The 21,868-nt window shown below is 63.3% G+C and carries 23 protein-coding genes; 6 read left to right on the top strand and 17 right to left on the bottom strand.

Annotation, left to right across the window (positions count from 1 at the left end; translation table 11 throughout):
• Nucleotides 1-64: 64 nt before the first annotated feature.
• The 9 genes from CAK78_RS18805 to CAK78_RS18765 all read right to left on the bottom strand — a co-directional run bounded on the left by CAK78_RS18805 (nucleotide 65) and on the right by CAK78_RS18765 (nucleotide 6,787).
• Entirely contained in the window at nucleotides 65-295 is a 231-nt protein-coding gene (locus tag CAK78_RS18805; protein WP_094698294.1) for a DUF1488 domain-containing protein, read from the bottom strand.
• Complete coding sequence (gene aroE / locus CAK78_RS18800; RefSeq protein ID WP_094698293.1) at nucleotides 292-1,113, bottom strand: shikimate dehydrogenase; 822 nt, start codon at nucleotides 1,111-1,113, stop codon at nucleotides 292-294. Before aroE ends, CAK78_RS18805 begins: the two co-directional genes overlap by 4 nt.
• Before the next feature lie 102 nt (nucleotides 1,114-1,215).
• Nucleotides 1,216-2,124, bottom strand: coding sequence for an oxygen-dependent coproporphyrinogen oxidase (gene hemF, locus CAK78_RS18795; RefSeq protein ID WP_094698292.1), 909 nt, complete (start codon nucleotides 2,122-2,124; stop codon nucleotides 1,216-1,218).
• Nucleotides 2,125-2,230: 106 nt separating this feature from the next.
• Nucleotides 2,231-2,791, bottom strand: coding sequence for a Sua5/YciO/YrdC/YwlC family protein (locus tag CAK78_RS18790; RefSeq protein ID WP_094698291.1), 561 nt, complete (start codon nucleotides 2,789-2,791; stop codon nucleotides 2,231-2,233).
• Between the two features lie 133 nt (nucleotides 2,792-2,924).
• On the bottom strand, nucleotides 2,925-3,428 hold the full coding sequence (gene purE / locus CAK78_RS18785) for a 5-(carboxyamino)imidazole ribonucleotide mutase (protein ID WP_005307779.1): 504 nt from the start codon (nucleotides 3,426-3,428) through the stop codon (nucleotides 2,925-2,927).
• Nucleotides 3,429-3,502: 74 nt separating this feature from the next.
• Complete coding sequence (locus CAK78_RS18780; RefSeq protein ID WP_094698290.1) at nucleotides 3,503-4,060, bottom strand: DNA topoisomerase family protein; 558 nt, start codon at nucleotides 4,058-4,060, stop codon at nucleotides 3,503-3,505.
• A 55-nt stretch (nucleotides 4,061-4,115) separates the two neighbouring features.
• On the bottom strand, nucleotides 4,116-4,589 hold the full coding sequence (locus CAK78_RS18775) for a DUF494 family protein (RefSeq protein ID WP_005307774.1): 474 nt from the start codon (nucleotides 4,587-4,589) through the stop codon (nucleotides 4,116-4,118).
• Entirely contained in the window at nucleotides 4,582-5,697 is a 1,116-nt protein-coding gene (dprA, locus tag CAK78_RS18770; RefSeq protein ID WP_094698289.1) for a DNA-processing protein DprA, read from the bottom strand. Before dprA ends, CAK78_RS18775 begins: the two co-directional genes overlap by 8 nt.
• Before the next feature lies 1 nt (nucleotide 5,698).
• The gene (locus CAK78_RS18765) at nucleotides 5,699-6,787 is read right to left on the bottom strand and encodes a LysM peptidoglycan-binding domain-containing protein (RefSeq protein ID WP_094698288.1); all 1,089 of its coding nucleotides are present in this window, start codon (nucleotides 6,785-6,787) and stop codon (nucleotides 5,699-5,701) included.
• Between the two features lie 108 nt (nucleotides 6,788-6,895).
• Between CAK78_RS18765 and def the strand changes: the two genes are divergently transcribed.
• From def to CAK78_RS18740, 5 genes are all read left to right on the top strand, one after another.
• A complete protein-coding gene (gene def / locus CAK78_RS18760) occupies nucleotides 6,896-7,408 on the top strand; it encodes a peptide deformylase (protein ID WP_011704266.1) in 513 nt (170 codons plus the stop codon).
• Between the two features lie 12 nt (nucleotides 7,409-7,420).
• Nucleotides 7,421-8,365, top strand: coding sequence for a methionyl-tRNA formyltransferase (gene fmt, locus CAK78_RS18755; protein ID WP_094698287.1), 945 nt, complete (start codon nucleotides 7,421-7,423; stop codon nucleotides 8,363-8,365).
• Nucleotides 8,366-8,421: 56 nt separating this feature from the next.
• Nucleotides 8,422-9,714, top strand: a complete 1,293-nt coding sequence (rsmB, locus tag CAK78_RS18750; RefSeq protein ID WP_094698286.1) for a 16S rRNA (cytosine(967)-C(5))-methyltransferase RsmB — start codon at nucleotides 8,422-8,424, stop codon at nucleotides 9,712-9,714.
• A gap of 147 nt (nucleotides 9,715-9,861) precedes the next feature.
• Entirely contained in the window at nucleotides 9,862-11,238 is a 1,377-nt protein-coding gene (trkA, locus tag CAK78_RS18745) for a Trk system potassium transporter TrkA (protein ID WP_094698285.1), read from the top strand.
• 96 nt (nucleotides 11,239-11,334) lie between these two features.
• Complete coding sequence (locus CAK78_RS18740) at nucleotides 11,335-12,777, top strand: TrkH family potassium uptake protein (protein WP_094698284.1); 1,443 nt, start codon at nucleotides 11,335-11,337, stop codon at nucleotides 12,775-12,777.
• A gap of 115 nt (nucleotides 12,778-12,892) precedes the next feature.
• Here CAK78_RS18740 and rmuC read toward each other — a convergent pair whose 3' ends face one another.
• Both rmuC and CAK78_RS18730 read right to left on the bottom strand, forming a co-directional pair.
• Nucleotides 12,893-14,233, bottom strand: a complete 1,341-nt coding sequence (gene rmuC, locus CAK78_RS18735; RefSeq protein WP_094698283.1) for a DNA recombination protein RmuC — start codon at nucleotides 14,231-14,233, stop codon at nucleotides 12,893-12,895.
• Nucleotides 14,230-14,445, bottom strand: a complete 216-nt coding sequence (locus CAK78_RS18730) for a hypothetical protein (RefSeq protein WP_005307744.1) — start codon at nucleotides 14,443-14,445, stop codon at nucleotides 14,230-14,232. Before CAK78_RS18730 ends, rmuC begins: the two co-directional genes overlap by 4 nt.
• Nucleotides 14,446-14,583: 138 nt before the next feature.
• On the opposite strand from CAK78_RS18730, the gene CAK78_RS18725 reads away from it, so the two are divergent.
• Nucleotides 14,584-15,087, top strand: a complete 504-nt coding sequence (locus CAK78_RS18725; protein ID WP_094698282.1) for a 4Fe-4S binding protein — start codon at nucleotides 14,584-14,586, stop codon at nucleotides 15,085-15,087.
• 58 nt (nucleotides 15,088-15,145) lie between these two features.
• On the opposite strand, the gene CAK78_RS18720 is transcribed toward CAK78_RS18725, so the two are convergent.
• The 6 genes from CAK78_RS18720 to CAK78_RS18695 all read right to left on the bottom strand — a co-directional run bounded on the left by CAK78_RS18720 (nucleotide 15,146) and on the right by CAK78_RS18695 (nucleotide 21,735).
• A complete protein-coding gene (locus CAK78_RS18720; protein ID WP_005307739.1) occupies nucleotides 15,146-15,598 on the bottom strand; it encodes an Rrf2 family transcriptional regulator in 453 nt (150 codons plus the stop codon).
• A gap of 299 nt (nucleotides 15,599-15,897) precedes the next feature.
• A complete protein-coding gene (locus CAK78_RS18715) occupies nucleotides 15,898-16,737 on the bottom strand; it encodes a PfkB family carbohydrate kinase (RefSeq protein WP_005307736.1) in 840 nt (279 codons plus the stop codon).
• A gap of 119 nt (nucleotides 16,738-16,856) precedes the next feature.
• Complete coding sequence (ald, locus tag CAK78_RS18710; RefSeq protein ID WP_094698281.1) at nucleotides 16,857-17,972, bottom strand: alanine dehydrogenase; 1,116 nt, start codon at nucleotides 17,970-17,972, stop codon at nucleotides 16,857-16,859.
• The gene (locus CAK78_RS18705) at nucleotides 17,969-18,724 is read right to left on the bottom strand and encodes a glutamine amidotransferase-related protein (protein WP_094698280.1); all 756 of its coding nucleotides are present in this window, start codon (nucleotides 18,722-18,724) and stop codon (nucleotides 17,969-17,971) included. Before CAK78_RS18705 ends, ald begins: the two co-directional genes overlap by 4 nt.
• An 84-nt stretch (nucleotides 18,725-18,808) precedes the next feature.
• Nucleotides 18,809-20,305, bottom strand: coding sequence for a CoA-acylating methylmalonate-semialdehyde dehydrogenase (locus tag CAK78_RS18700; RefSeq protein ID WP_094698279.1), 1,497 nt, complete (start codon nucleotides 20,303-20,305; stop codon nucleotides 18,809-18,811).
• 98 nt (nucleotides 20,306-20,403) lie between these two features.
• Complete coding sequence (locus CAK78_RS18695; protein ID WP_094698278.1) at nucleotides 20,404-21,735, bottom strand: aspartate aminotransferase family protein; 1,332 nt, start codon at nucleotides 21,733-21,735, stop codon at nucleotides 20,404-20,406.
• Nucleotides 21,736-21,868: the final 133 nt, after the last annotated feature.

Genomic DNA, 21,868 nt, shown 5'->3' with positions numbered 1-21,868 from the left:
AAGTTCCGCTGCTTTGAGAAAAAACTCGTAAAAATCACAGATAGATTGCACCATCCTCGGCAAACTATTGTTCTTCAATGAGTTTTTCAGCCATCTCTTCGATATCAAAACGCACGCTTTCGAAGGCCCGCAGTATGTCCTCCTCCCTGGCCAGGGAGAGACCGGTCATTTTTTCCAGTCGCCGGCGGCTGATGTAGCAGTCGACCAGTGCGCCCATCTGCTGGGCGGGAAAGTGGATGCGCTGTTCATGCGGTTGCCAGTCCGCCAGCTCGGGAAACAGGATGCCTTGATTCATAGGGTCCCCAGATTGCGTTGCAGTTCTCTCAATACCTGTTTAGTCCCTGGCCGGATTCCGCGCCACACGGTAAACGCTTCGGCAGCCTGTTCCACCAGCATACCCAGCCCGTCCATGGTCTGGCGGGCACCATGTTGTCTGGCCCAGCCAATGAAAGGGGTACCCGTCGCACCGTACATCATGTCGTAGATGGCGATGTCGGCATGGATCAGGGCAGGATCCAGCGGCGGGAGCTCTCCCTGCAGGCTGGCCGAGGTGGAATTGATGATCAGATCGAAAGGACCGGCTAGCTGCGGGTAAGTCTGGGCACTGACGGATCCCAGATCAGCAAACTCGGCCGCCAGCTGCTCGGCCCGGGCGTGGGTCCGGTTGGCGATCACCAATTCGGTCGGCACTTCGGCCAGCAAGGGCGCCAGCGCACCGCGCGCCGCACCACCCGCTCCCAGCAACAGGATCCTGCTGCCGGCCAAATTCATCCCGTGGGACTTGAGGTCAGCCACCAGCCCGGCACCATCGGTATTGTCCCCCAGCAATACGCCGTCATCGGTCAACTTGATGGTATTGACCGCCCCCGCCCGTTTGGCCCTGGGGCTCAACCGGTCGACCAGGGCAAATGCCTGCTCCTTGAAGGGGACTGTGACGTTGCACCCTTTGCCGCCCTGGGCAAAGAAGGCACGCAATGCGGTGGCGAACTCCTCGACTGCCGGCTCGGCAAGACCATATTCCAGCTCTTGCTGGGTCTGCCGGGCAAAGAGGGTATGAATGAAGGGGGATTTGCTGTGGCGCACCGGGTGGCCAAAAACCAGATAACGATCCATCAAGGCGTTCCTTTAGAGGGCAATCTCCCGATTTAACGGGTTTTCCCCCGCGGGAACAAGTCGAATATCGGCAACAAGAAGGGGCCGCGATGGCCCCTTGCTTCACAGCCACTCACGCGGCTTGAGGTAGTCGGTGTAGAGCTGCGCCTCTGGGCTGCCAGCCGCCGGTTGCCAGTCATACTCCCAGCGGGCCAGTGGCGGCATCGACATCAGGATCGACTCGGTGCGCCCCCCCGTCTGCAGACCGAACAGGGTACCGCGGTCATACACCAGATTGAACTCCACGTAGCGACCGCGGCGATATAGCTGGAACTCCCGCTCCCGCTCGCCATAGGCATCTCCTTTGCGTCGCTCGACAATCGGCAGATAGGCGGCGAGGTAGCCTTCACCCACCGCTCGCATGAAGGCAAAGCTGTCGGCAAACGGCCAGCGATTGAGATCGTCGAAGAAGAGACCGCCGACACCGCGGGTCTCGCCTCTATGCTTGAGGAAGAAGTAGCGATCGCACCAGGACTTGAACTCGGGATAGATGTCGTCGCCAAACGGCTGGCAGAGGTCGTGGGAGACCTGATGCCAGTGCTGAACGTCCTCTTCAAACGGATAGAAGGGCGTCAGATCGAAGCCCCCTCCGAACCACCAGATGGGCGCCTCCCCCTCCTTTTCCGCGATGAAGAAACGCACGTTGGCATGGCTGGTCGGCACGTAGGGGTTGTGTGGATGGATCACCAGCGACACCCCCATGGCCTCGAACCTGCGGCCGGCCAGCTCGGGGCGATGGGCCGTGGCGGAAGCCGGCATGGCATCGCCATACACATGGGAGAAGTTGACCCCCCCCTGTTCGATCACGGCGCCATGGCGCAGCACCCGGGTACGGCCACCGCCGCCCCCCTCACGCTGCCAGGCATCCTCCATAAAGTGCCCGGCACCGTCAGCCTGCTCCAGTCCACGGCAGATGTCGTCCTGCAACTGCAGCAGGAAGGCCTTGACCTGGGCCACATCCGGTTTGCTCATCTTGTCTCCAGTCAGCCAGGATCGTCGCCTGACCCTATTATTGTCATGTCCTCGAACCAGCACTCCGCCCGTCCGCATAGCCACCAGACCTGGTCACCAACGCCGCTCAGGAGGGGCGAATGACGGCACCGGTTCTGGCATCCTTGATCTCGGATGGGTTGGCCTGCCCCCCCACCTCACCGGGCAGGATATAGGCCAGCTGGCTGGCCAGCAATTCGCCGATGTCGGCCACCCGGCGGGCAGGCTCCTCGCCAGTCAGGTTGGCACTGGTGGAGACCAGCGGCTTGCCAAAGGCGCGGCACAGCGCCTGTACCTGTGGATGGGCCGTGACGCGCACGGCCAGGGTGTCAAATTGTCCGGTCAGCCAGGCCGGCGTATCGGGACGAGCCGGCATGATCCAGGTAAAGGGGCCGGGCCAGCTCGCCTCCACCTTGGCCAGCTGCTCGCTGGTAAGCTGGTCCAAATCGATGTAATCCTGCAGCTGGGCCAGCTCGGCGGCAATCAGGATCAACCCTTTCTCTACCGGTCGTTGCTTGATCGCCAGCAGGCGTTGTACCGCCGCTTCGGAATCGGGGTCACACCCCAGGCCAAAAACCGCTTCGGTAGCGTAGGCAATCACCCCATCGTGCTGGAGTGCGGCAACAGCAAGTTCAAATTCTTTGGACATAAAAAATGCGACAGCCGGGCTGTCGCCTCATCATCAATTAAGGTTGACCCCGCAGGGTGGCAACCACCGCAGCCCCCTTTATCCCCCTGCCAACAACAGAGAGCGAGGCTGACCGTGGTTGCCGTCTCGGGGTTTACTTGAGTTGAGCCTGCAGGGCGGCATCCTTGGCCAGCACCTCGTCGGCATTCTTCTGGCGCTCGGCCCGAACCTTGGCCGCCAGTTCATCATCGGCCACCGCCAGCATCTGGGCTGCCAGATAGCCGGCATTTTTGGCTCCGGCTTTACCGATAGCCACGGTTGCCACCGGCACACCACCCGGCATCTGCACGGTGGAGAGCAGGGCATCCAGCCCCTTGAGCGGGCCACCATCGATGGGCACGCCGATCACGGGACGCGTAGTGATGCCAGCCACGGCACCAGCCAGGTGCGCGGCCAGACCGGCGGCGCAGATAAATACCTTGCAACCACGGGCTTCGGCATCGGTTACGTACTGGTGGGTCGCAGCCGGGGTACGGTGTGCGGAAGTCACCTTCACTTCCACCGCGATGTCGAACGACTTGAGAACCTCAAGAGTGGTCTGCATCACGGGAAAATCGGAATCAGAGCCCATCAATACGGCAACGAACGGTTTAGTCATGGCGGGAATTTCCTTACTCCAAGTGGGGGGTGGAAGGTTGCCGAAAACGTTTCAATTCGCTCAAGGCGGCGCGATTATACCCGCTCGCTCTGGTGACCGCATTTCTTTTGCGGACAGACCCAGCGCACTGTCCCCCGCACCTTTTTCTCCACCATGATACCCCAGCCGCACTGCGGGCAAGGCATGGCAACCGGCTTGTCATTGACGACGTATTTGCAGTGGGGATAGCCGTCACAGGAGTAGAACTGCTTGCCATAACGCGAAGTACGGCTGATCAGATGACCCTTGCCACACTCGGGACAGAGTACCTGGGTATCGTCACTCTCCTGCAGGGATTCGATGTGCTGGCAGGCCGGATATTGGGTACAACCGACGAACAACCCATAACGCCCCTTCTTGATCGCCAGCGGTTGACCGCAGTCCGGACAGGCAGACCCCTCGAGTACTTTCTCGATGTCACGGCCGGAAGGGGTCAGGGAGCGAATGAAGTCGCAGGCAGGATAGGCGGAACAACCCAGAAAAGGGCCGTGCTTGCCCTGGCGGATCACCAGCTCGGCACCACACTGCGGGCATGGTTCACGCTCAAGCGCATGCTCGTGGGCAGAAAAGAGGTGGTGATCGATCTTTGACATGGGCCGCGCCTTGAAATCCAGATATTCCGGATTCTACCAGCGCGGCTGCGGGCTGTCAGTGGATGACGCCATCTGACTCGTCAAACACCAGCTCTTCCATCTGCTGGTAGGCGTTCTCACTGCCGGGAACGTTGAAGAGCACCATCATGACCACCCACTTCAGGTCATCCAGCTCGATATCCGGCTTGTCCAGCTCGAGCAGACGCTCGATGCAGATTTCGCGGGTTTCGGCGTTGAGCACCTGGGCCTGCTCCAGAAACAGCAGGAAGCCGCGGCACTCGGTGCTGAGACGGGCCAGTTCTTGCGGGGCATAGATGCGCATCGAGCCTTGCGTGCTGGCGGCCACGTAGACCTCCCGCTCGCTGTCATGCAGATTGGCCAGTCTTTCCAGCCAGTCGAGTGCCTTCTCGATCTCCTCCTTGTCGAAACCGGCGCGGCTCAGTTCATCGGTGAGTTCGTTTTGTTCGACCGTCACATCTGCATCGCTGTGGATGTAGGTCTCGAAAAGGTACATCAGTACATCAAACATGATTCGCCCTCCTCGCTCTGACGTATCCACCGGCTACCGCCATCACTGCTCCGGCCAGCTCCAGCTCAACCAACCTGCCCAATACCACTTCGACAGGAAGCTGGGTCCGCTCGGCAACGGTATCCACGCTCGTGGTCTCGTAATCTACGTTATCCAACAAATCGGCATAAGGCAATTCGCTATTATGCTGCTGCTCAGACATATCCGTCCCTTGATGGCTCAGGGCACAGAATCCCGGCAGCTCTTCCACTATATCGGCCGCGCTCAACACAAGTTTGGCCCCCTGCTGGATTAATTTGTTGCAACCCAGCGCCTGCCCGTTCTGCGGTGCCCCCGGCACGGCGAAGACATCCCGTCCCTGTTCTAGCGCGTAACGGGCAGTGATGAGCGACCCGCTCTGCTCGGCAGCTTCCACCACCAGAGTTCCCAGCGACAGGCCGCTAATGATGCGATTGCGCCGTGGAAAGTGTTCCGCCAGCGGCCCCTTATCGGGCGCCAGCTCGGAGATGAGCACACCATCCTGCTCCTGGATCTGCTCTGCCAGCCCTTGATGACGCTTGGGATAGAGGCTGTCGAGCCCGGAGCCCAGCACAGCCAGGGTGACCCCCCCGTTTGTCAGCGCCTGTTGATGACAGATCCCATCGATGCCAAGCGCCAGACCGGAGGTGATGGCCAATCCGCACCCGACCAGCTCGCTGCAGAGGCGGGCAGCATTGTCCTTGCCGGCATAGGTTGGGTGACGCGTGCCAACCATAGCCAGCTGGGGAACAGACAAGGCCGACAGATTGCCACGACAGTAGAGCAGCAGAGGGGCGGCTGGGATCTCCTTGAGCAGAGGTGGATAGACAGGATCGTCGGGGCAGAGAAGGTGATTGCCGGGCTCGGCTGCCCAGCTCAGCCCCTGTTCGACCACCTGCAGAGGCCATCGCATCTGCCGGACCTGGGCACTTTGCAGACCCAGCTCTCGCAAGGTGCCGTCTTCCGAGTCGAACAGGGCGGCGATGTCGCCGCCGAAATTGGCGAGCAGACGAGCGGCAGTGACCGGGCCGATACCGGTGACGGCATCCAGCGTCAGCCACAGCGCGAGTCGCCCTGATGGAAGCGTCACGTCAGAAGTTGCTGACCTGATAACCGGTGCCAACCATCTCCTGGCTTTGCAGGATCAGCCCGTAGCTCAACTTGTCATACACCTTGAACAGCATGACCCTCGCCACCGCCTCCGACGGGAGCGGTGGTTTGCCGGCAGAATAGAAGGCCTTGTCGTAGACGGAGGAGTACTCCCGATAGGCGACCTTGCCATTCTTGCTCACCAGCCGGGTCCCGGGTCGCAGGACCTCCAGCACGTCGCCGGGCGCCACCTGATCACGTATGCCCTTGTTGATGAGCACGACATCAAACTTGCCGCCCCCGCGGGCCTTGCTCGGCAGATCAACGATATAGCCTGGCGCGATCACTGGGGCCGCCTTGGGTGTAAACACGGCGGAGAGGCTCTCCTGCGGCGGGAACGGCATCAGCTTGTCTCCCTGATACACTTCCCGCTTGCTGTGGCTGAGGGTGACCCGGGTGCGGCCATCCGGCAGCAAGGCCTCCGCTCTGGCCGTACCGACGAAAACCGCCTCCTGCCCAAGTTGCTCACCGGTTTTCCGATCCTTGTAGATGGCGCCAGGGTGGTAGATGCCGTAATCCTGGCCCGGGATCAGCGAACCCTGCACGTAGAGGGTATCGCCCTCCAGCATGCCGATATGGGCCTCATCATTGCCAAGCACGTAGGGCAACTGCTTCGCCTGCTGGCTGTTTGCCAGAATATGGTCGGTCTGCAGGAAGGGGCCGATCTCGCTGAGCGGCAGGGTCGGAATGGGGTTGGCCTTGTTCTCGTAGCGGCTCTTGGGAGAGAGACGGATCACCTGCTTGCCGCCCTGGGTCGCCTTGCCGAGCCGCGGCTCGCCATTGACCCAGCTCAGGTGCAGCACGTCACCCGGGTAGATCCAGTGGGGATTGGCAATCTGCGGGTTGATGTTCCAGAGCCTTGGCCAGAGCCAGGGCTCTGCCAGATACTGGCCAGAAATATCCCAGAGGGTGTCGCCTTTTTGCACCACATAGGTCTCGGGATAGCCTGCCTTCAGTTTGAGCTGGTCGGCCTGAGCTCCCTGGCTCAACGTGGCCAACAGGCAGGCGAGGATGGTTTGCTTCAGATACATAACACTCCCTGTTACTTCTGCGCGCAAAGTGTTGCTGTTTTTTGTCGGCGTAAATGACTAGAATTACGCCAATATTGACTGCATTTATACGAAACTAAAGAAAAAACTATGGCCATTCTAGATGTATTGCGTTTCCCCGATGAGCGTCTGCGTACCGTCGCAGCCCCTGTCGAGACCTTTACACCCGAGTTACAACACATTGTAGATGATATGTTCGAAACCATGTACGCGGAGGAAGGCATCGGCCTCGCCGCCACTCAGGTCGACATTCATCAGCGCATCATAGTGATCGATGTCTCTGAAAACCGTGAAGATCCTCTGGTATTGATCAACCCCGAGATCATCGAGCAGGCCGGCAGCACCGGTATCGAGGAAGGGTGTCTCTCCGTACCCGGCAGCCGTGCCCTGGTGCCCCGCGCCGAGTGGGTCAAGGTGCGCGCCCTGGATCGCCACGGCAAGGCATTCGAGCTGGAAGCAGACGATCTGCTCGCCATCTGCATCCAGCATGAGATGGACCATCTGGTCGGCAAGCTGTTTGTTGATTACCTCTCCCCGCTCAAGCGCCAACGCATTCGCCAGAAGCTGGAAAAGATGGCCCGTGAAGATCGCAAAGTCCTCTGAGGATCTGCCCCATTGAATAAGCTGAAACTGATTTTTGCCGGTACTCCCGACTTCGCCGCCCGTCACCTGGCGGCGTTGTTGTCTTCCGACCACGAGGTCGTCGCCGTTTATACCCAGCCGGACAAGCCCGCCGGCCGCGGCCAGAAGCTCACCGCCAGCCCGGTCAAGGAGCTGGCGCTGGCCCACGATCTACCGGTCTATCAACCGGCTTCCCTGCGCAAGGAAGAGGCCCAGGCCGAACTGGCTGCCCTTGGCGCCGACCTGATGGTGGTGGTGGCCTACGGCCTGATCCTGCCCAAGGTGGTGCTCGATACCCCGCGTCTGGGCTGCATCAACGTGCACGGCTCCCTGCTGCCGCGCTGGCGCGGCGCCGCCCCGATCCAGCGTTCCATCTGGGCGGGGGATGCCGAGACTGGCGTCACCATCATGCAGATGGATGTGGGGCTGGATACCGGTGCCATGATCCGCAAGGTGAGCTGCCCCATCGCCGCCGACGAGACCTCCGCCAGCCTCTATGACAAGCTGGCCGAGCTGGGCCCGCAGGCGCTGGTTGACACCATCAACGCAATGGCCGCCGGCGACACCGCCGCCGAGGCGCAAGACGATGCGCTGGCCAACTACGCCGAGAAGCTCTCCAAGGAAGAGGCCCGCATCGACTGGTCGATGGACGCAGCCGCCATCGAGCGCTGCATCCGCGCCTTCAACCCCTGGCCCATCAGCTGGTTCGAGGTAGCCGATCAGACCGTCAAGGTATGGCAGGCCGAGGTCATCACACAGGATCACGGCCAGGTGGCCGGCACCCTGCTCAAGGCCGACAAACAGGGGATCGATGTCGCCACCGGCAAGGGGGTACTGCGCCTGCTGACCCTGCAGCCACCCGGCAAGAAGGCGATGTCCGTGACGGATCTGCTCAACTCTCGCCGCGACTGGTTTGAACCCGGCACGCAATTGAATTGAACTGAATTGACACAAGGCGGGGCCTAGGCCCCGACTTGCGCATCTAAGGTAACACTATGAAAACACGCGCACAGGCTGCTCTCGTCATTCAACAGGTGCTGGATCAGGGCCAGTCCCTCTCAGCCGTTCTGCCTGCTGCCCAGGAGAAGGTTGCGCCCCGCGATCGCGCCCTCCTGCAAGAACTCTGCTACGGTACCCTGCGCTGGCTGCCTCGCCTCGATGCGGCGGTCGGCGAGATGATGGACAAGCCGCTCAAGAACAAGAGCCGCATCTTCCACTACCTCATCCTGGTCGGTCTCTATCAGCTCATCTACACCCGCATTCCGGCTCACGCCGCGGTGGCCGAGACCGTCAACGCCGTCAAGCTGCTCAAGGGGACCTCTCTGCGCGGCCTCATCAACGGCGTGCTGCGCAACTTCCAGCGCAGCGCCGAAGTCATTCTGCTGCGCATCGACCGCGTGCCGAGCGTGCGCCTCGGCCACCCCGAGTGGCTCACCAAGCGTCTGCGTCAGGCCTATCCGGATGAGTGGGAGTTCATCATGGAGGCCAACAACCAGCGCCCGCCCATGTGGATCCGCAACAACAGCCAGCGCCAGAGCCGCGAGCAGATGCTGGCCCGCATGGCCGACGCCGGCATCAATGCGGTGGCCGGTGAAGAGGGCGAGGATTGCATCCTGCTGGAGCGTCCCTGCGACGTGACCAAGCTGCCCGGCTTCGAGGTCGGTGACTGTTCGGTACAGGATGGCGCAGCACAACAGGCCGCCGCCCTGCTCGACCCGCAGCCGGGCGAGTGGGTGCTGGATGCCTGCGCCGCCCCCGGCGGCAAGACCGCCCACCTGCTGGAGCGCCAACCCGCGCTGGCCGGCGTGGTCGCCGTCGATGCCGACGAGAACCGCCTCAAGCGGGTGCAGGAGAACCTGGATCGCATCGGCCTCAGCGCCAAGGTGATCCACGGCGATGCCAGCACGCCGGATCAGTGGTGGCCAGAGGGGCAGTTCGACCGTATTTTGCTGGATGCCCCCTGCTCCGCCACCGGCGTCATCCGCCGCCACCCCGACATCAAGTGGCTGCGCCGGGATCAGGACATTCGCGAGCTGGCGGAGCTGCAGCGCCGCATCCTCGGCGCCCTCTGGTCGAAACTGAAAAGCGGCGGTACTCTGCTCTACGCCACCTGCTCCGTGCAGCCGGAAGAGAACCGCGATCAGATCCGCGCCTTCCTCGCGGCCACGCCGGATGCCACCCTGGTGCCCCTGCATGCAGAGGACACACCGGAGTGCCCGGGTCGCCAGTTCCTGCCGGGCGAGGCCGAGATGGACGGCTTCTACTACGCCAAACTGAGCAAGCGCTAAGCAGGGCCACAAGCACGGGGGTGCCGCCGGTCGGCACCCGTTACTGCCCAATATCGAGCACGTTTTTCCTATGAGATTCATGATGTTGATGACTGTTCCCGCGCACACAGGCAGAGCTGGCAAGGGTGACGTCCATGAGGCTGTTCTATGAAGATCATCATTCTGGGCGCCGGTCAGGTCGGCGGCACCCTGGCCGAGAACCTGGCCGGCGAGAACAACGACATCACCATAGTCGACACCGACAGCGATCGGCTGCGCGAGCTGCAGGACAAGTTTGACCTGCGGGTTGTGAACGGCCACGGCGCCCATCCCAAGGTGCTGCGCGAAGCAGGCGCCCAGGATGCCGACATGCTGGTGGCGGTCACCAACAGCGACGAGACCAACATGATCGCCTGCCAGGTGGCCTACTCCCTGTTCAACACCCCCAACAAGGTGGCGCGCATTCGCTCCCCGGCCTATCTGGTGGAGCGGGATCGGCTGTTCCTGCCCGAGTCGGTGCCGGTGGATCACCTGATCGCCCCCGAGCAACTGGTAACCGACTATGTGCGCCGCCTGATCGAATACCCGGGCGCCTTGCAGGTGGTGGACTTCGCCGGCGGCAAGGTGGGGCTGGTGGCGGTCAAGGCCTATTACGGCGGCCCGCTGGTGGGCAATGCCCTCTCCACCCTGCGCGATCACATGCCCAACATCGAGACCCGGGTGGCGGCCATCTTCCGTCAGGGCCGCTCCATCCGTCCGCAGGGCACCACCATCATAGAAGCGGATGACGAGGTGTTCTTCGTGGCGGCCGCCGGCCATATCCGCGCCGTGATGTCGGAGCTGCAGCGCCTCGAGAGCCCCTACCGGCGGATCATGATCGTCGGCGGCGGCAACATAGGCGCAGGCCTCGCCCGTCAGCTGGAGAAGCGCTATAGCGTGAAGCTCATCGAGCGCAGCCAGAAGCGGGCGGAGCAGCTCTCCGAGGTGCTGGAGAACACCATCGTCTTCTGCGGCGATGCGGCGGATCAGGAGCTGCTGGCGGAGGAGCACATCGACCAGATCGACGTCTTCATCGCGGTGACCAACGAGGACGAGGCCAACATCATGTCGGCCCTGCTCGCCAAGAAAATGGGCGCCAAGAAGACCATGGTGCTGATCCAGCGCAGCGCCTACGTGGATCTGGTGCAGGGCGGCTCCATCGACATCGCCATCTCGCCCCAGCAGGCCACCATTTCGGCCCTGCTGACCCATGTGCGCCGGGCCGACATCGCCAACGTCTACAGCCTGCGCCGCGGGGCGGCCGAGGCCATCGAGGCGATCGCCCACGGTGACGAAAACACCTCCAAGGTGGTCGGCAAGACGGTGGGCGAGCTCAAGCTGCCGCCCGGCACCACCATAGGTGCCATCGTGCGCGGTGACGAGGTGCTGATCGCCCACGATCGCACCCAGATCCAGCAGGACGACCACGTGGTGATGTTCCTGGTGGACAAGAAGTACATTCCGGAAGTGGAACGCTTGTTCCAGCCAAGTCCCTTCTTCCTGTAACCTGCCCATGTACCCAGGCAGCGCAAAGCAGACCCGGCACCACCTCTCCAGGGGGGTGCCCGGGTCTTTTGTCCATCCACGACCAGGTTATCTTGCATGATCAAGCTGCGTCCCATCATCTTCACCCTCGGGCTGGTGCTCTCCAAACTGGCCCTGTTCATGTGGCTGCCCACCCTGCTGGCCCTGCTGACCGGCTCGGAGGGGTTCGTCGAGTTTCTCAAGTCGGTGCTGATCACTCACGGCGCAGCCCTGCTCTGCCTCCATTACGGCCGCAAGGCGGTGTTTCACCTCGGCGTGCGGGAGATGTTCCTGCTCACCACCTCGGTCTGGGTGGTGGCCTGCATCTTCGGGGCCCTGCCCTTCTTCTTCATCACCCACATCAACTTCACCGACGCCTACTTCGAGACCATGTCGGGGGTGACCACCACGGGCTCCACCGTGCTGTCCGGCCTCGACAACATGGCCCACAGCATCCTGTTGTGGCGCTCCATCCTGCAGTGGCTGGGCGGGGTGGGTTTCATCGTGATGGCGGTAGCGGTACTGCCCTACCTCAACGTGGGGGGCATGAAGCTGTTCCAGACCGAGAGTTCGGACTGGTCGGATAAAAGTGCGCCACGCGCCAAGACGGTAGCCAACAACATAGTGCAGGTCTATCTGGTACTCTCCATGCTCTGCTTTCTGGCCTACTGGGTGAGCGGCATGACCCTGTTCGAGGCGGTCAATCACGCCATGACCACCCTCAGTACCGGCGGCTACTCCACCTCCGATCAATCCATGTCCCACTTCTCCAACTCGGCGCACTGGATCGGCACCCTCTTCATGTTTCTCGGCGGCCTGCCCTTCCTACTCTACGTGCAGAGCCTGAGCCGGCGCGATCACAGCCTGCTCAAGGATGCCCAAGTGCGGGGCTTCTTCTGGCTGGTGGTCTGGGTCACCCTGGTGGTTACCGTCTATCTCTGGCTGCGAGGCACCTACGACTTCACGGATGCCCTGCGCATCGGCAGCTTCAACATCGTCTCCGTGCTCACCACCACTGGCTATGGTCTCGGCGACTATGGCACCTGGGGCCCGCTCACCAGCATCATCTTCATCGTGCTGCTGGCGCTCGGCGCCTGCTCCGGCTCCACCGCCGGCGGCCTCAAGATCTTCCGGGTGCAGGTGGCGTTCGCCCTGTTCAAGAAGCAGATGCGCCAGCTGATGCACCCCTCCGGCGTCTTCCCGCAGAAGTACAACGGCCGGCCGGTCAACGACGCCATCATCCGCTCGATGATCTCGTTCGTGCTGGCCTACTTCGCCATCATCTTGCTGATCGCCGCCCTGCTCGGCGCCATCGGACTGGATCCCCTGACCGCCATCTCGGGCTCCATCACCGCCGTGGCCAACGTAGGCCCGGGCATGGGCCCGGTCATCGGCCCCAGCGCCAACTTCGCCTCCCTGCCGGACTCGGCCAAGTGGATCCTGTCATTCGGCATGCTGCTGGGACGCCTCGAGATCCTGACCGTGGCGGTGATCTTCTTCCCCTCCTTCTGGAGGCAATAACCGACCAGAGCGACAACCCGCATGCCGGTGAGTTCACACGTACTGTGCGGACGAAGAAATACAAAAGGGCAGCCACTGGCTGCCCTTCTTGTTAGATGAAGCATGAGGCCCCGCCTCACTCGGCCGGGTCTTCCCGCTCCAGCGCCCGGTTGACCAGCGGCTCGGGCAGGGTCTTGGTCACCTCCACCCCCAGCTCGCGAAAGCGCTCCACCTGGGCAATCAGGTTGCCGCGGCCGTTGACCAGCCGCCCCATCGCCTTGTCGTAGCTCTCCTGCGCCTTGTGCAGGCTGCCCCCCAACTGCTGCATCTCCTCCACGAACAGCCGCAGCTTCTCGTAGAGGCGGCCAGCCCGCTCGGCAATCTGGCGGGCATTCTGGTTCTGCCGCTCGTAGCGCCACAGGTTCTCTATGGTGCGCAGCGCCACCATCAGGTTGGTGGGGCTCACCAGCAGTATGTTGTTGTCGAGACCGTAGCGCACCAGCGAGGGGTCAGCCTCCACCGCGGTGAGGAAGGCGGGCTCCACCGCCACGAACATCAGCACGTAGTCGAGGGTGCGCACCCCGGGCAACTGTTGGTAATCCTTGCGGCCCAGCTCGCGGATGTGGTTACGCACCGAGGCGACGTGCTCTTTCTGCGCTACCGCCTTCTCCAGCTCGTCAGTGGCGTTGTACCAGCGCTCGTAGGCGGTCAGCGACACCTTGGCATCGATGATGATGTCTTTGTCCTGCGGCAGGTGGACGATGACGTCAGGCTGATAGCGCTTGCCCTTGTCCACCTCGATGTTGACCTGGGTGTGGTACTCGTGACCCTCGCGCAGGCCGCATTCGCTCAGGATGCGCGCCAGCACCACCTCGCCCCAGTTGCCCTGCTGCTTGCTGTCGCCCTTGAGGGCGCGGGTCAGCGCCGCCGCCTCCTCGGTCATGCGGGCGTTGAGCTCAGCCAGGCGCTCCAATTCGAACTTGAGGCTGTGGCGCTGGGCCGTCTCCTGGGCGTGGGTCTCCCCCACCTGGCGGCGAAAGCCCTCAAGCTGCTCTTTCAGCGGGGTGAGCAGCAGATCCAGGCTGTTCTGGTTCAGTTCGCGGAAGTTGCCCGAGTTCTGCTCGAAGATCCGGTTGGCGAGGTTCTCGAACTGCTGGCTGAGGCGCTGTTCAGCCTCCTGTTGCAGTTGCAGCTTCTCGGCGGCGGCCAGCCGCTCGCTACGCAGGGTGGCCTCGGCATCCTTGAGGCGGGCGGTGAGCTTGATCAGCAGGGTCTGCTGCTGATCCAGCTTCTGCTGACCCAGCAGCCGCTCGTCCTGCAGCTCGTCACAGCGCTCCTGCAGCATCTGCAAGCGCTCCTGGCTCAGCAGCAATTCCCGGGCTTGTGCCGTGCCGCTGCGCCGCCCGATCCCCCAGCCAATGCCGATGGCCAGCAGCGCACCCGGCAGCAGCAGGGTCCAGAGCCCGGGCTCGATCATTTGCGACCCCGTTGGCGCAGGAACAGTTCGAGATAGCGGTTGAGCAGCAGCCAGATCAGCACGTAGAGCAGATAGGCGGCCAGCACCACCCACTTGTGGCTGTTAACCCCGGTGTCGAGCTCGACGAATTCGATCCCCTTGATGCGGCAGTAGCCCCACATCAGCAAGGGGAAGACATAGAGCAGAGAAGCACGCCACAGAAATAACCACATGAGTTCATTCAATCCTGCAAGAAGACCCGCCTAGCTTACACAAGGGCAACCCGGCTTGCGATCCTGGCCGGCGCTATTCTCTGGCTTGCGAAGGGAAACTTGGATAAAATTAACCCCTAATAGGTATCAGGGGTGGGCATGACGCATTTTTTCTGTCGCTGGCTGACGCAGGCATTGGGAGGCTCCCGCAAACCCGAGGTGGTTTGCCATGAAGCCCGTCCCCCCTGGGCCATCGAAGAGTCCCAGTTCCTCTCCCTCTGCTCCCGCTGCGGCGAATGCTTCAAGGCCTGTCCCAACGGCCTGCTCAAGCCGGCCACCCAGCCCGAATACGACGGCACCCCCATCGCCGGCACGCCGCTGCTCGATCTCGCCTGCGGCCAGTGCAGCTACTGCGGCAGCTGCGCCAGAGCCTGTCCGACCGGCGCCCTCGACCTGCAACTGGGCCGTCAGGTGCAGACCCGGGTGCGGATCGAGGCAAGCTGTCAGGCCCGCCAAGGCTTCTACTGCCTGCTCTGCGAAGATGCCTGCCCCCAGCAGGCGATCAAGGCCTGCGCCGACGGCGTCAGCATCAACATGGCGGCCTGCGGCGCCTGCGGCCTCGCCTGCCTGCACGGCGCCATCACCCTGATCCCCCAGCTCTGAACCCAAATCCCGGACACGACAAAGGGGCCCGTGGGCCCCTTTGTCGTGCTTGCCTGGCTTATGCCATGGCCAGAATGGAATCCTGTTCGATGCCGAGCAGGTGGCAGAGCCGGGTCGGGTCACGTACCGCATCGGCCAGGGTGTATTCACCCAGCACCTCGAGGAAGGCGTTCATGGCGCGGCGCAAAATGCCCTGGATGCGGCAGCCACCGGAGAGGCGGCAGTTTTCGCGCTTGCAGTCCACCGGGCAGAGCACGTGCTCCATGTCCATCACCACGTCGCGCAGGTTGATGGAGACGGCGGAGCGACCGAGCCGGATGCCGCCATGCTTGCCACGCACCGTCTCTATGTACCCCTTGATGCCGAGCTGGTGGACAATCTTGACCACGTGGTTGCGGGAGATGCCAAAGGTATCGGCCACCTCTGTGATGGTCGACAGGCGATCTCCCGGCTGGACGGCCAGAAAGGTGAGGGTACGCAGGGCATAGTCGGTAAATCGTGTCAGTTGCATGGTCGCACTTGCCTCTTACTACAAGCCAGAAATCAGGACGACGACCTAAAGCTAAGAGGTAGGGGAACCCCTGCGCCCGCGCAGTGTCCGCCTCTTAATCTGAGTCGTGGAAGGTCAAGGTTAAGAGCAGCTCAGGCGGGTGTCGATGAAGATGCACATAAATCGACACTTTCTTTGATTGATCGCAAACTTGCAGGGTTAGCCCAAGGTTTTGGCGGGTTTTGACGGTTAAATTCGCCGGTTTCCTCCCTCGCACCCGTCGATGCTGCCATGGGTCATTCGCAACCGTTTTTGTCGATTCAATGGGGCTGCTTGAGCCAGTTCTTCAGGGCGCTGGAGGGGATGGAACTCTCGGAGGCGACCGCAAAGGCGCCCCAGTCCACCGCGCACTGCAGCGCTTCCCGGATCGCCATGCCCCGCGCCAGCCCGTGGATCAGGCCGCCGGCGAAGGCATCCCCCGCCCCCGTGGTATCCACCACCGACACCGGCCGCGCCGCCACCCGGATCTGCTCCTCGCCGTGAATGGCCACCGCCCCCGCCTTGCCTTCGGTCAACACCAGCCAGGCCAGCTGCTCACCGGCGATCTGGCGGGCGTGTTGCCAGAGGTCGTCCACTTCGCCGAGATCGGAGCGGGAGGCCACCAGCACGTGGCAGGGGCGACGCGCCTGGCCACCCTTGGGGTACTGGGCCACCACGAAGCTCTTGCCGAGCATCTGGCGCATGTAACCGATGATGGCGGTGCCGGGATAGTTCACGTAGAGGCAGTCCACCCCCTCGCTCGGCAGATCCCCCGGCAGATCCGGGCGCCGTGGCCGTCTAAGGATGGTGCGCTCGCCGGTGGAGTCCACCAGGATCAGCAGTTCGCCGGTCTCGCCGCCGAAACGCTCCACATGGCTGCAGTCCAGGCCGTAGCCCGCAGCCTGCTCCAGCAGCCAGTCACCGGTTTCGTCCAGCCCGATGCGCGAGGCTATGGTCACCTCGTGGCCAGCCCACACCAGTCCGATGCCGGTGTTGGCGGCGCCACCGCCGAGCCGGCGCCCCTGATCCACGTACTGCAGGCGGGCACCGGCCACCAGGGGTTCGGAGAGGGAGAGCACGTGATCACAGTTGAGATTGGCGAGCAGCAGAATGCGGGACATGAAGAGACCTCACTGACAGGGGAGCCCAGTATATGAGAAAGGGCCGCAGCGGCCCTCCCTGAAATCGCGGGGTTTGTGAGCCCGCTCGACGTTTGCCGAGCGGACTCACGGCGGCTGCGTCAGTCCAGTACCGCCTCGGCGCTGACGTACTCGTAGCCGAGCGCGTGCGCCACCGCCGCCTGGGTGATCTTGCCCTTGAACACGTTCAGGCCGGCCCGCAGGTGGCGATCCTCCTGCAGTGCCCGGGCATAACCCTTGTCGGCCAGCGCCAGCACGAACGGCAGGGTAGCGTTGGTCAGCGCGAAGGTGGAGGTGCGCGCCACCCCGCCCGGCATGTTGGCCACGCAGTAGTGGATGATACCGTCCACCACGTAGGTGGGCTCCTCGTGAGTGGTCGGGTGGGAGGTCTCGAAACAGCCGCCCTGATCGATGGCCACGTCCACCAGCACAGAGCCCTTGCGCATCAGCTTGAGCATGTCGCGGGTCAGCAGCTTGGGCGCCGCCGCCCCCGGGATCAGCACGGCACCGATCACCAGGTCGGCCTGGGCGATGCACGCCTCTATGTTGGTGCGGGTGGAGTAGAGGGTCTTGAGGGCCGGGCCGTAGAGGCTGTCCAGCTCCCGTAGTCGCGGCAGGGAACGATCCAGGATGGTGACGTCGGCCCCCAGTCCCAGCGCCATGCGCGCCGAGTTGACACCGACCACCCCGCCCCCCAGCACCACCACCTTGGCGGGTGCCACTGCCGGCACCCCGCCCAGCAGGGTGCCGTTGCCCCCCTGCGCCTTCTCCAGGCTGTGGGCGCCGGCCTGGATCGCCATCCGCCCCGCCACCTCGGACATGGGCGCCAGCAGCGGCAGGCCGCCGCGATCGTCGGTCACCGTCTCGTAGGCGATGGCCACCGCCCCCGAGTGCACCAGCAGCTGGGTCTGCACCGGATCCGGCGCCAGGTGCAGATAGGTGAACAGCAGCTGACCCGGTCTGAGCAGTTCGCACTCCTCCGGCTGGGGCTCCTTCACCTTCACTATCATCTCGGCCCGGGCGAAGATCTCCGCCGCGCTGGCCACCAGTTCGGCACCGGCTGCCTGGTACTCGGCGTCGGACAGCCCGATCGCCTCGCCTCCCAGCTGCTGCACCAGCACCTTGTGTCCCCGGGCCGTCAGCTCCTGCACTCCGGCGGGAGTCATGCCGACCCGGTATTCATGGTTTTTGATTTCCTTGGGTACGCCAATAATCATGCTCGCTCTCCTGCTGTGATCCCGCCGGCGGCCGTGTCGGCGCCGGGCAGGATGCCCAAAAATTGCAACAACCACTGCATCATGGTGGCCGAATCCACCTCTCCCTCCAGCGAGGAGAGGCTGCGCTGATAGCGGTCATCGGACAGGAAGTCCCGCCGCCGCTCGATCAGCGCCCGGTTGTACGCCACCGAGAATTCCGGATGTCCCTGGATGGCCACTATGTGGTCACCCTGCAAAAACATGAAATTGGGACAAAAATCATTGCCCGCCAGCCGGGTGGCCCCCGGTGGCAGCTGCTCCACCTGATCCTGGTGACTGGCCAGGATCCGGATGGTCTCGAGCCCCGGCTCCATCCAGGGTTGCCTGGCCAGCATGGGATGGACCGACACCCCCAGCCCCCAACCCTTGGTGGACTTCATCACCTCGCCCCCCAGCGCTTGGGCGATCACCTGATGGCCGAAGCAGACCCCGGCCAGCTTGACGTCGGCATCGTGGGCGCGCCGGATCCAGTCGCGCAGCGCCTGGATCCAGGGGATGTCGCTGTAGGCATCGTGGCGCGAGCCGGTGATGAGCCAGGCATCGCACTCGTGCAGATCGGCCGGCAGCTCGCCATCGAGCGCCGACCAGACCCGAAATTCCAGCCCGGGGGCCAGTGCCCGGAAGCCCTTGATAAACATCTCGGAGTAAACGGGGCCGAAGTCCCCCGCCAAATCGGGGTCCAGCCGGTCACAATCGAGAATTCCCAGTCGCATCTGTTACTCCTTCACAGTGATAGCGGCGAACGAAGGTGGATTCCTGCCACCGGGCCATGTCCGGGCTAGCTGCTGCATGGTTGATTACTTCATGGTCGGCATGGAGAACTCCGCACCCGCCCGCAGGCTCTGGGGCCAACGGGCAGTCACCGTCTTCATCCGGGTATAGAAGCGCACCCCATCCGGCCCGTGCATGTTGAGCGGCCCGAAGATGGACCGCTTCCAGCCGCCAAAGCTGTGAAACGCCATGGGCACCGGGATGGGAACGTTCACCCCTACCATACCGACCTGCACGCGAGCGGTGAAGTCCCGCGCTGTGTCGCCGTCACAGGTGAAAATGGCGGTCCCATTGCCATACTCGTGTTCGTTGATGAGCCTGAGCGCCGTCTCGTAGTCCGGCGCCCGCACGATGGCCAGCACAGGGCCGAAGATCTCCTCCCGATAGATGCGCATCTCGGGGCCGACCCGATCGAACAGGCTGCCGCCGATAAAGTAGCCCTCGCCGTGGCTCAGGTCCCGGCCGTCCACCACCAGCTCGGCCCCCTCGGCCACCCCCTGATCCACATAGCCACGCACCTTGGCCAGGTGCTCGCGGCTGATGAGGGGCCCCATCTCGTTCTCCGGGCTCTGGCCCAGCCCCGGGCCCACCCGCAGCGCCGCCACCAGCGGCGACAGCCTGGCCACCAGCGCATCGGCCGTCTCATCCCCCACCACCACGGCCACCGAAATGGCCATGCAGCGCTCGCCGGCGGCGCCGTAGGCCGCCCCCATCAGGGCGGAAACCGCCTGTTCGAGATCCGCATCCGGCATCACCACCATGTGGTTCTTGGCGCCGCCCAAAGCCTGTACCCGCTTGCCGTGGGCCGAGGCGGTGGCATAGATGTACTGGGCGATGGGGGTGGAGCCGACGAACGACACGGCACCGACCCGCGGGTCGGTCAGCAGCACGTCCACCACCTCCTTGTCGCCGTTCACCACGTTGAGCACCCCGTTCGGCAGGCCGGCCTGCTTGAGCAGCTCGGCCATGCGCAGGGAGAGGGAGGGATCCTTCTCGGACGGCTTGAGGATGAAGGTGTTGCCGCAGGCGATGGCCACCGGGAACATCCAGAGCGGCACCATGGCCGGGAAGTTGAACGGAGTGATGCCGGCACAGACCCCCACCGGCTGCATCATGGAGTGACTGTCGACCCCGCGGCCCACGTTGAGGGAGTGCTCCCCCTTGAGCAAATGGGGAATGCCGCAGGCAAACTCCACCACCTCGAGACCGCGGGTCAGCTCGCCCTGGGCGTCGGAGAACACCTTGCCGTGCTCGCGGCTGATGAGCTGGGCCAGCTCGTCCCTGTGCTGCTCCATCAGCTCCTTGAAGCGAAACAGTACCCGGGCGCGCATCAGCGGCGGGGTCTGGGACCAATCGGCAAAAGCCCGCTCGGCACTGGCAATCGCCTCGGCACATTCGGCAGCAGTGGAGAGGACGACGGAGCCCTGCTGCTGACCGGTGGCCGGGTTGAAGATGGCGCCGAAACGCTCGCTGCGACTCTCGGTCGTCTCGCCGTCGATGAAATTGTCGATCCTGTAACTCATAAATCCTCCGTGATGGGTAATGCGTCCCAGCCCACGCCGCCCCGGGGAGCAGGCACGGGCAAGTGGCGCCGCGACGGGCGCCATCAACCGGTTAAAAGTCACTCCTGGGCTTGCAGGGCGTCCTGCAGCAGGGTGAAGAGATCGTCGATCTGGCTGCGCTCTATGATGAGGGGCGGCGACAGGGCGATGATGTCGCCGGTGACCCGGATCAGCGCCCCCTTCTCGAAGCAGCGCACGAACACCTCGTAGGCGCGCTTGCCCGGTGCATCCGGCATGGACTCGAGCTCGATGCCCGCCACCAGCCCATAGTTGCGCACATCCTTCACGTGCTTGCAGCCCTTGAGCGAATGGGCCGCTTCCTCCCAGTAGCCCGCCAGATCGGCGGCGCGGCTCAGCAGGTTTTCGTTGCGGTAGACCTCGAGGGTCGCCAGAGCGGCGGCCGCCGCCACCGGATGGCCGGAGTAGGTGTAGCCGTGGAACAGCTCAATGGCCCCCTTGCCGGCCGCCATCATGTCGTCATAGATGTGGTTCTGTACCAGCACGGCACCCATGGGGATGGCGCCGTTGGTGAGCCCCTTGGCACAGGTGATCATGTCGGGGATGACGTCGAACTCCTGGGCGGCGAAGGGGGAGCCGAGGCGACCGAAACCGGTGATCACCTCGTCGAAGATCAGCAGGATGCCGTGTTTGGTACAGATCTCCCGCAGGCGCTTGAGGTAGCCCTTGGGCGGCATCAGCACGCCGGTACTGCCGGCGATGGGCTCGACGATCACCGCCGCTATGTTGCTGGCATCGTGCAGGAAGACGATCTTCTCCAGCTCGTCGGCCAGCGCCACATCCTCCTCGGGCAACCCTTTGGTGAAGGCATTCTTGGCGATGTTGAGGGTGTGGGGCAGGTGATCCACCCCGGTCAGCAGGGAGCCGAACCACTTGCGGTTGCCGGGAATGCCCCCCACCGAGATGCCGCCAAAACCCACCCCGTGGTAGCCGCGCTCACGGCCGATGAGCCGGGTGCGGGTACCCTGGCCGCGGGCCCGCTGCCAGGCCAACGCGATCTTGAGCGCGGTATCCACCGACTCCGATCCCGAGTTGGTATAGAAGACGTGGCCGAAGCCCCTGGGGGCGATCTCCACCAGCCGGTTGGCCAGCTCGAATGGCAGGGGGTGCCCCATCTGGAACGTGGGGGCAAAATCGAGGTGGGAAATCTGCTGGGAGACCGCCTCGGCAATCTCGCGCCGACCATGACCCGCGTTGCAACACCAGAGCCCGGCGGTGCCATCCAGTATCTTGCGGCCATCCTCTGAGTGATAATACATTCCCTCGGCCGACTTCAGGATGCGCGGCGCCGCCTTGAACTGCTGGTTGGCGGTAAACGGCATCCAGAAGGCGGACATGTCGGAGGGCGTATTGATGTCGCTGATCGGTTTCATGGTCACCTCATCCTTAAGGTGTTTAGTAACTATCGGCCAATGCCTATTAAATTAAACACCTAAAATCTTAAAAAAGGGCTCAAACTTGCCCCATATGGTGTCACCCGGCTAGCTGCACTGCACGGGGTGGTAT

The organism is Aeromonas sp. A35_P (assembly GCF_002259925.1).
Classification (GTDB): domain Bacteria; phylum Pseudomonadota; class Gammaproteobacteria; order Enterobacterales; family Aeromonadaceae; genus Aeromonas; species Aeromonas dhakensis.
The sequence above is the reverse complement of the archived record's forward strand: the minus strand, read 5'-3'. Positions and strand labels throughout refer to the sequence as shown.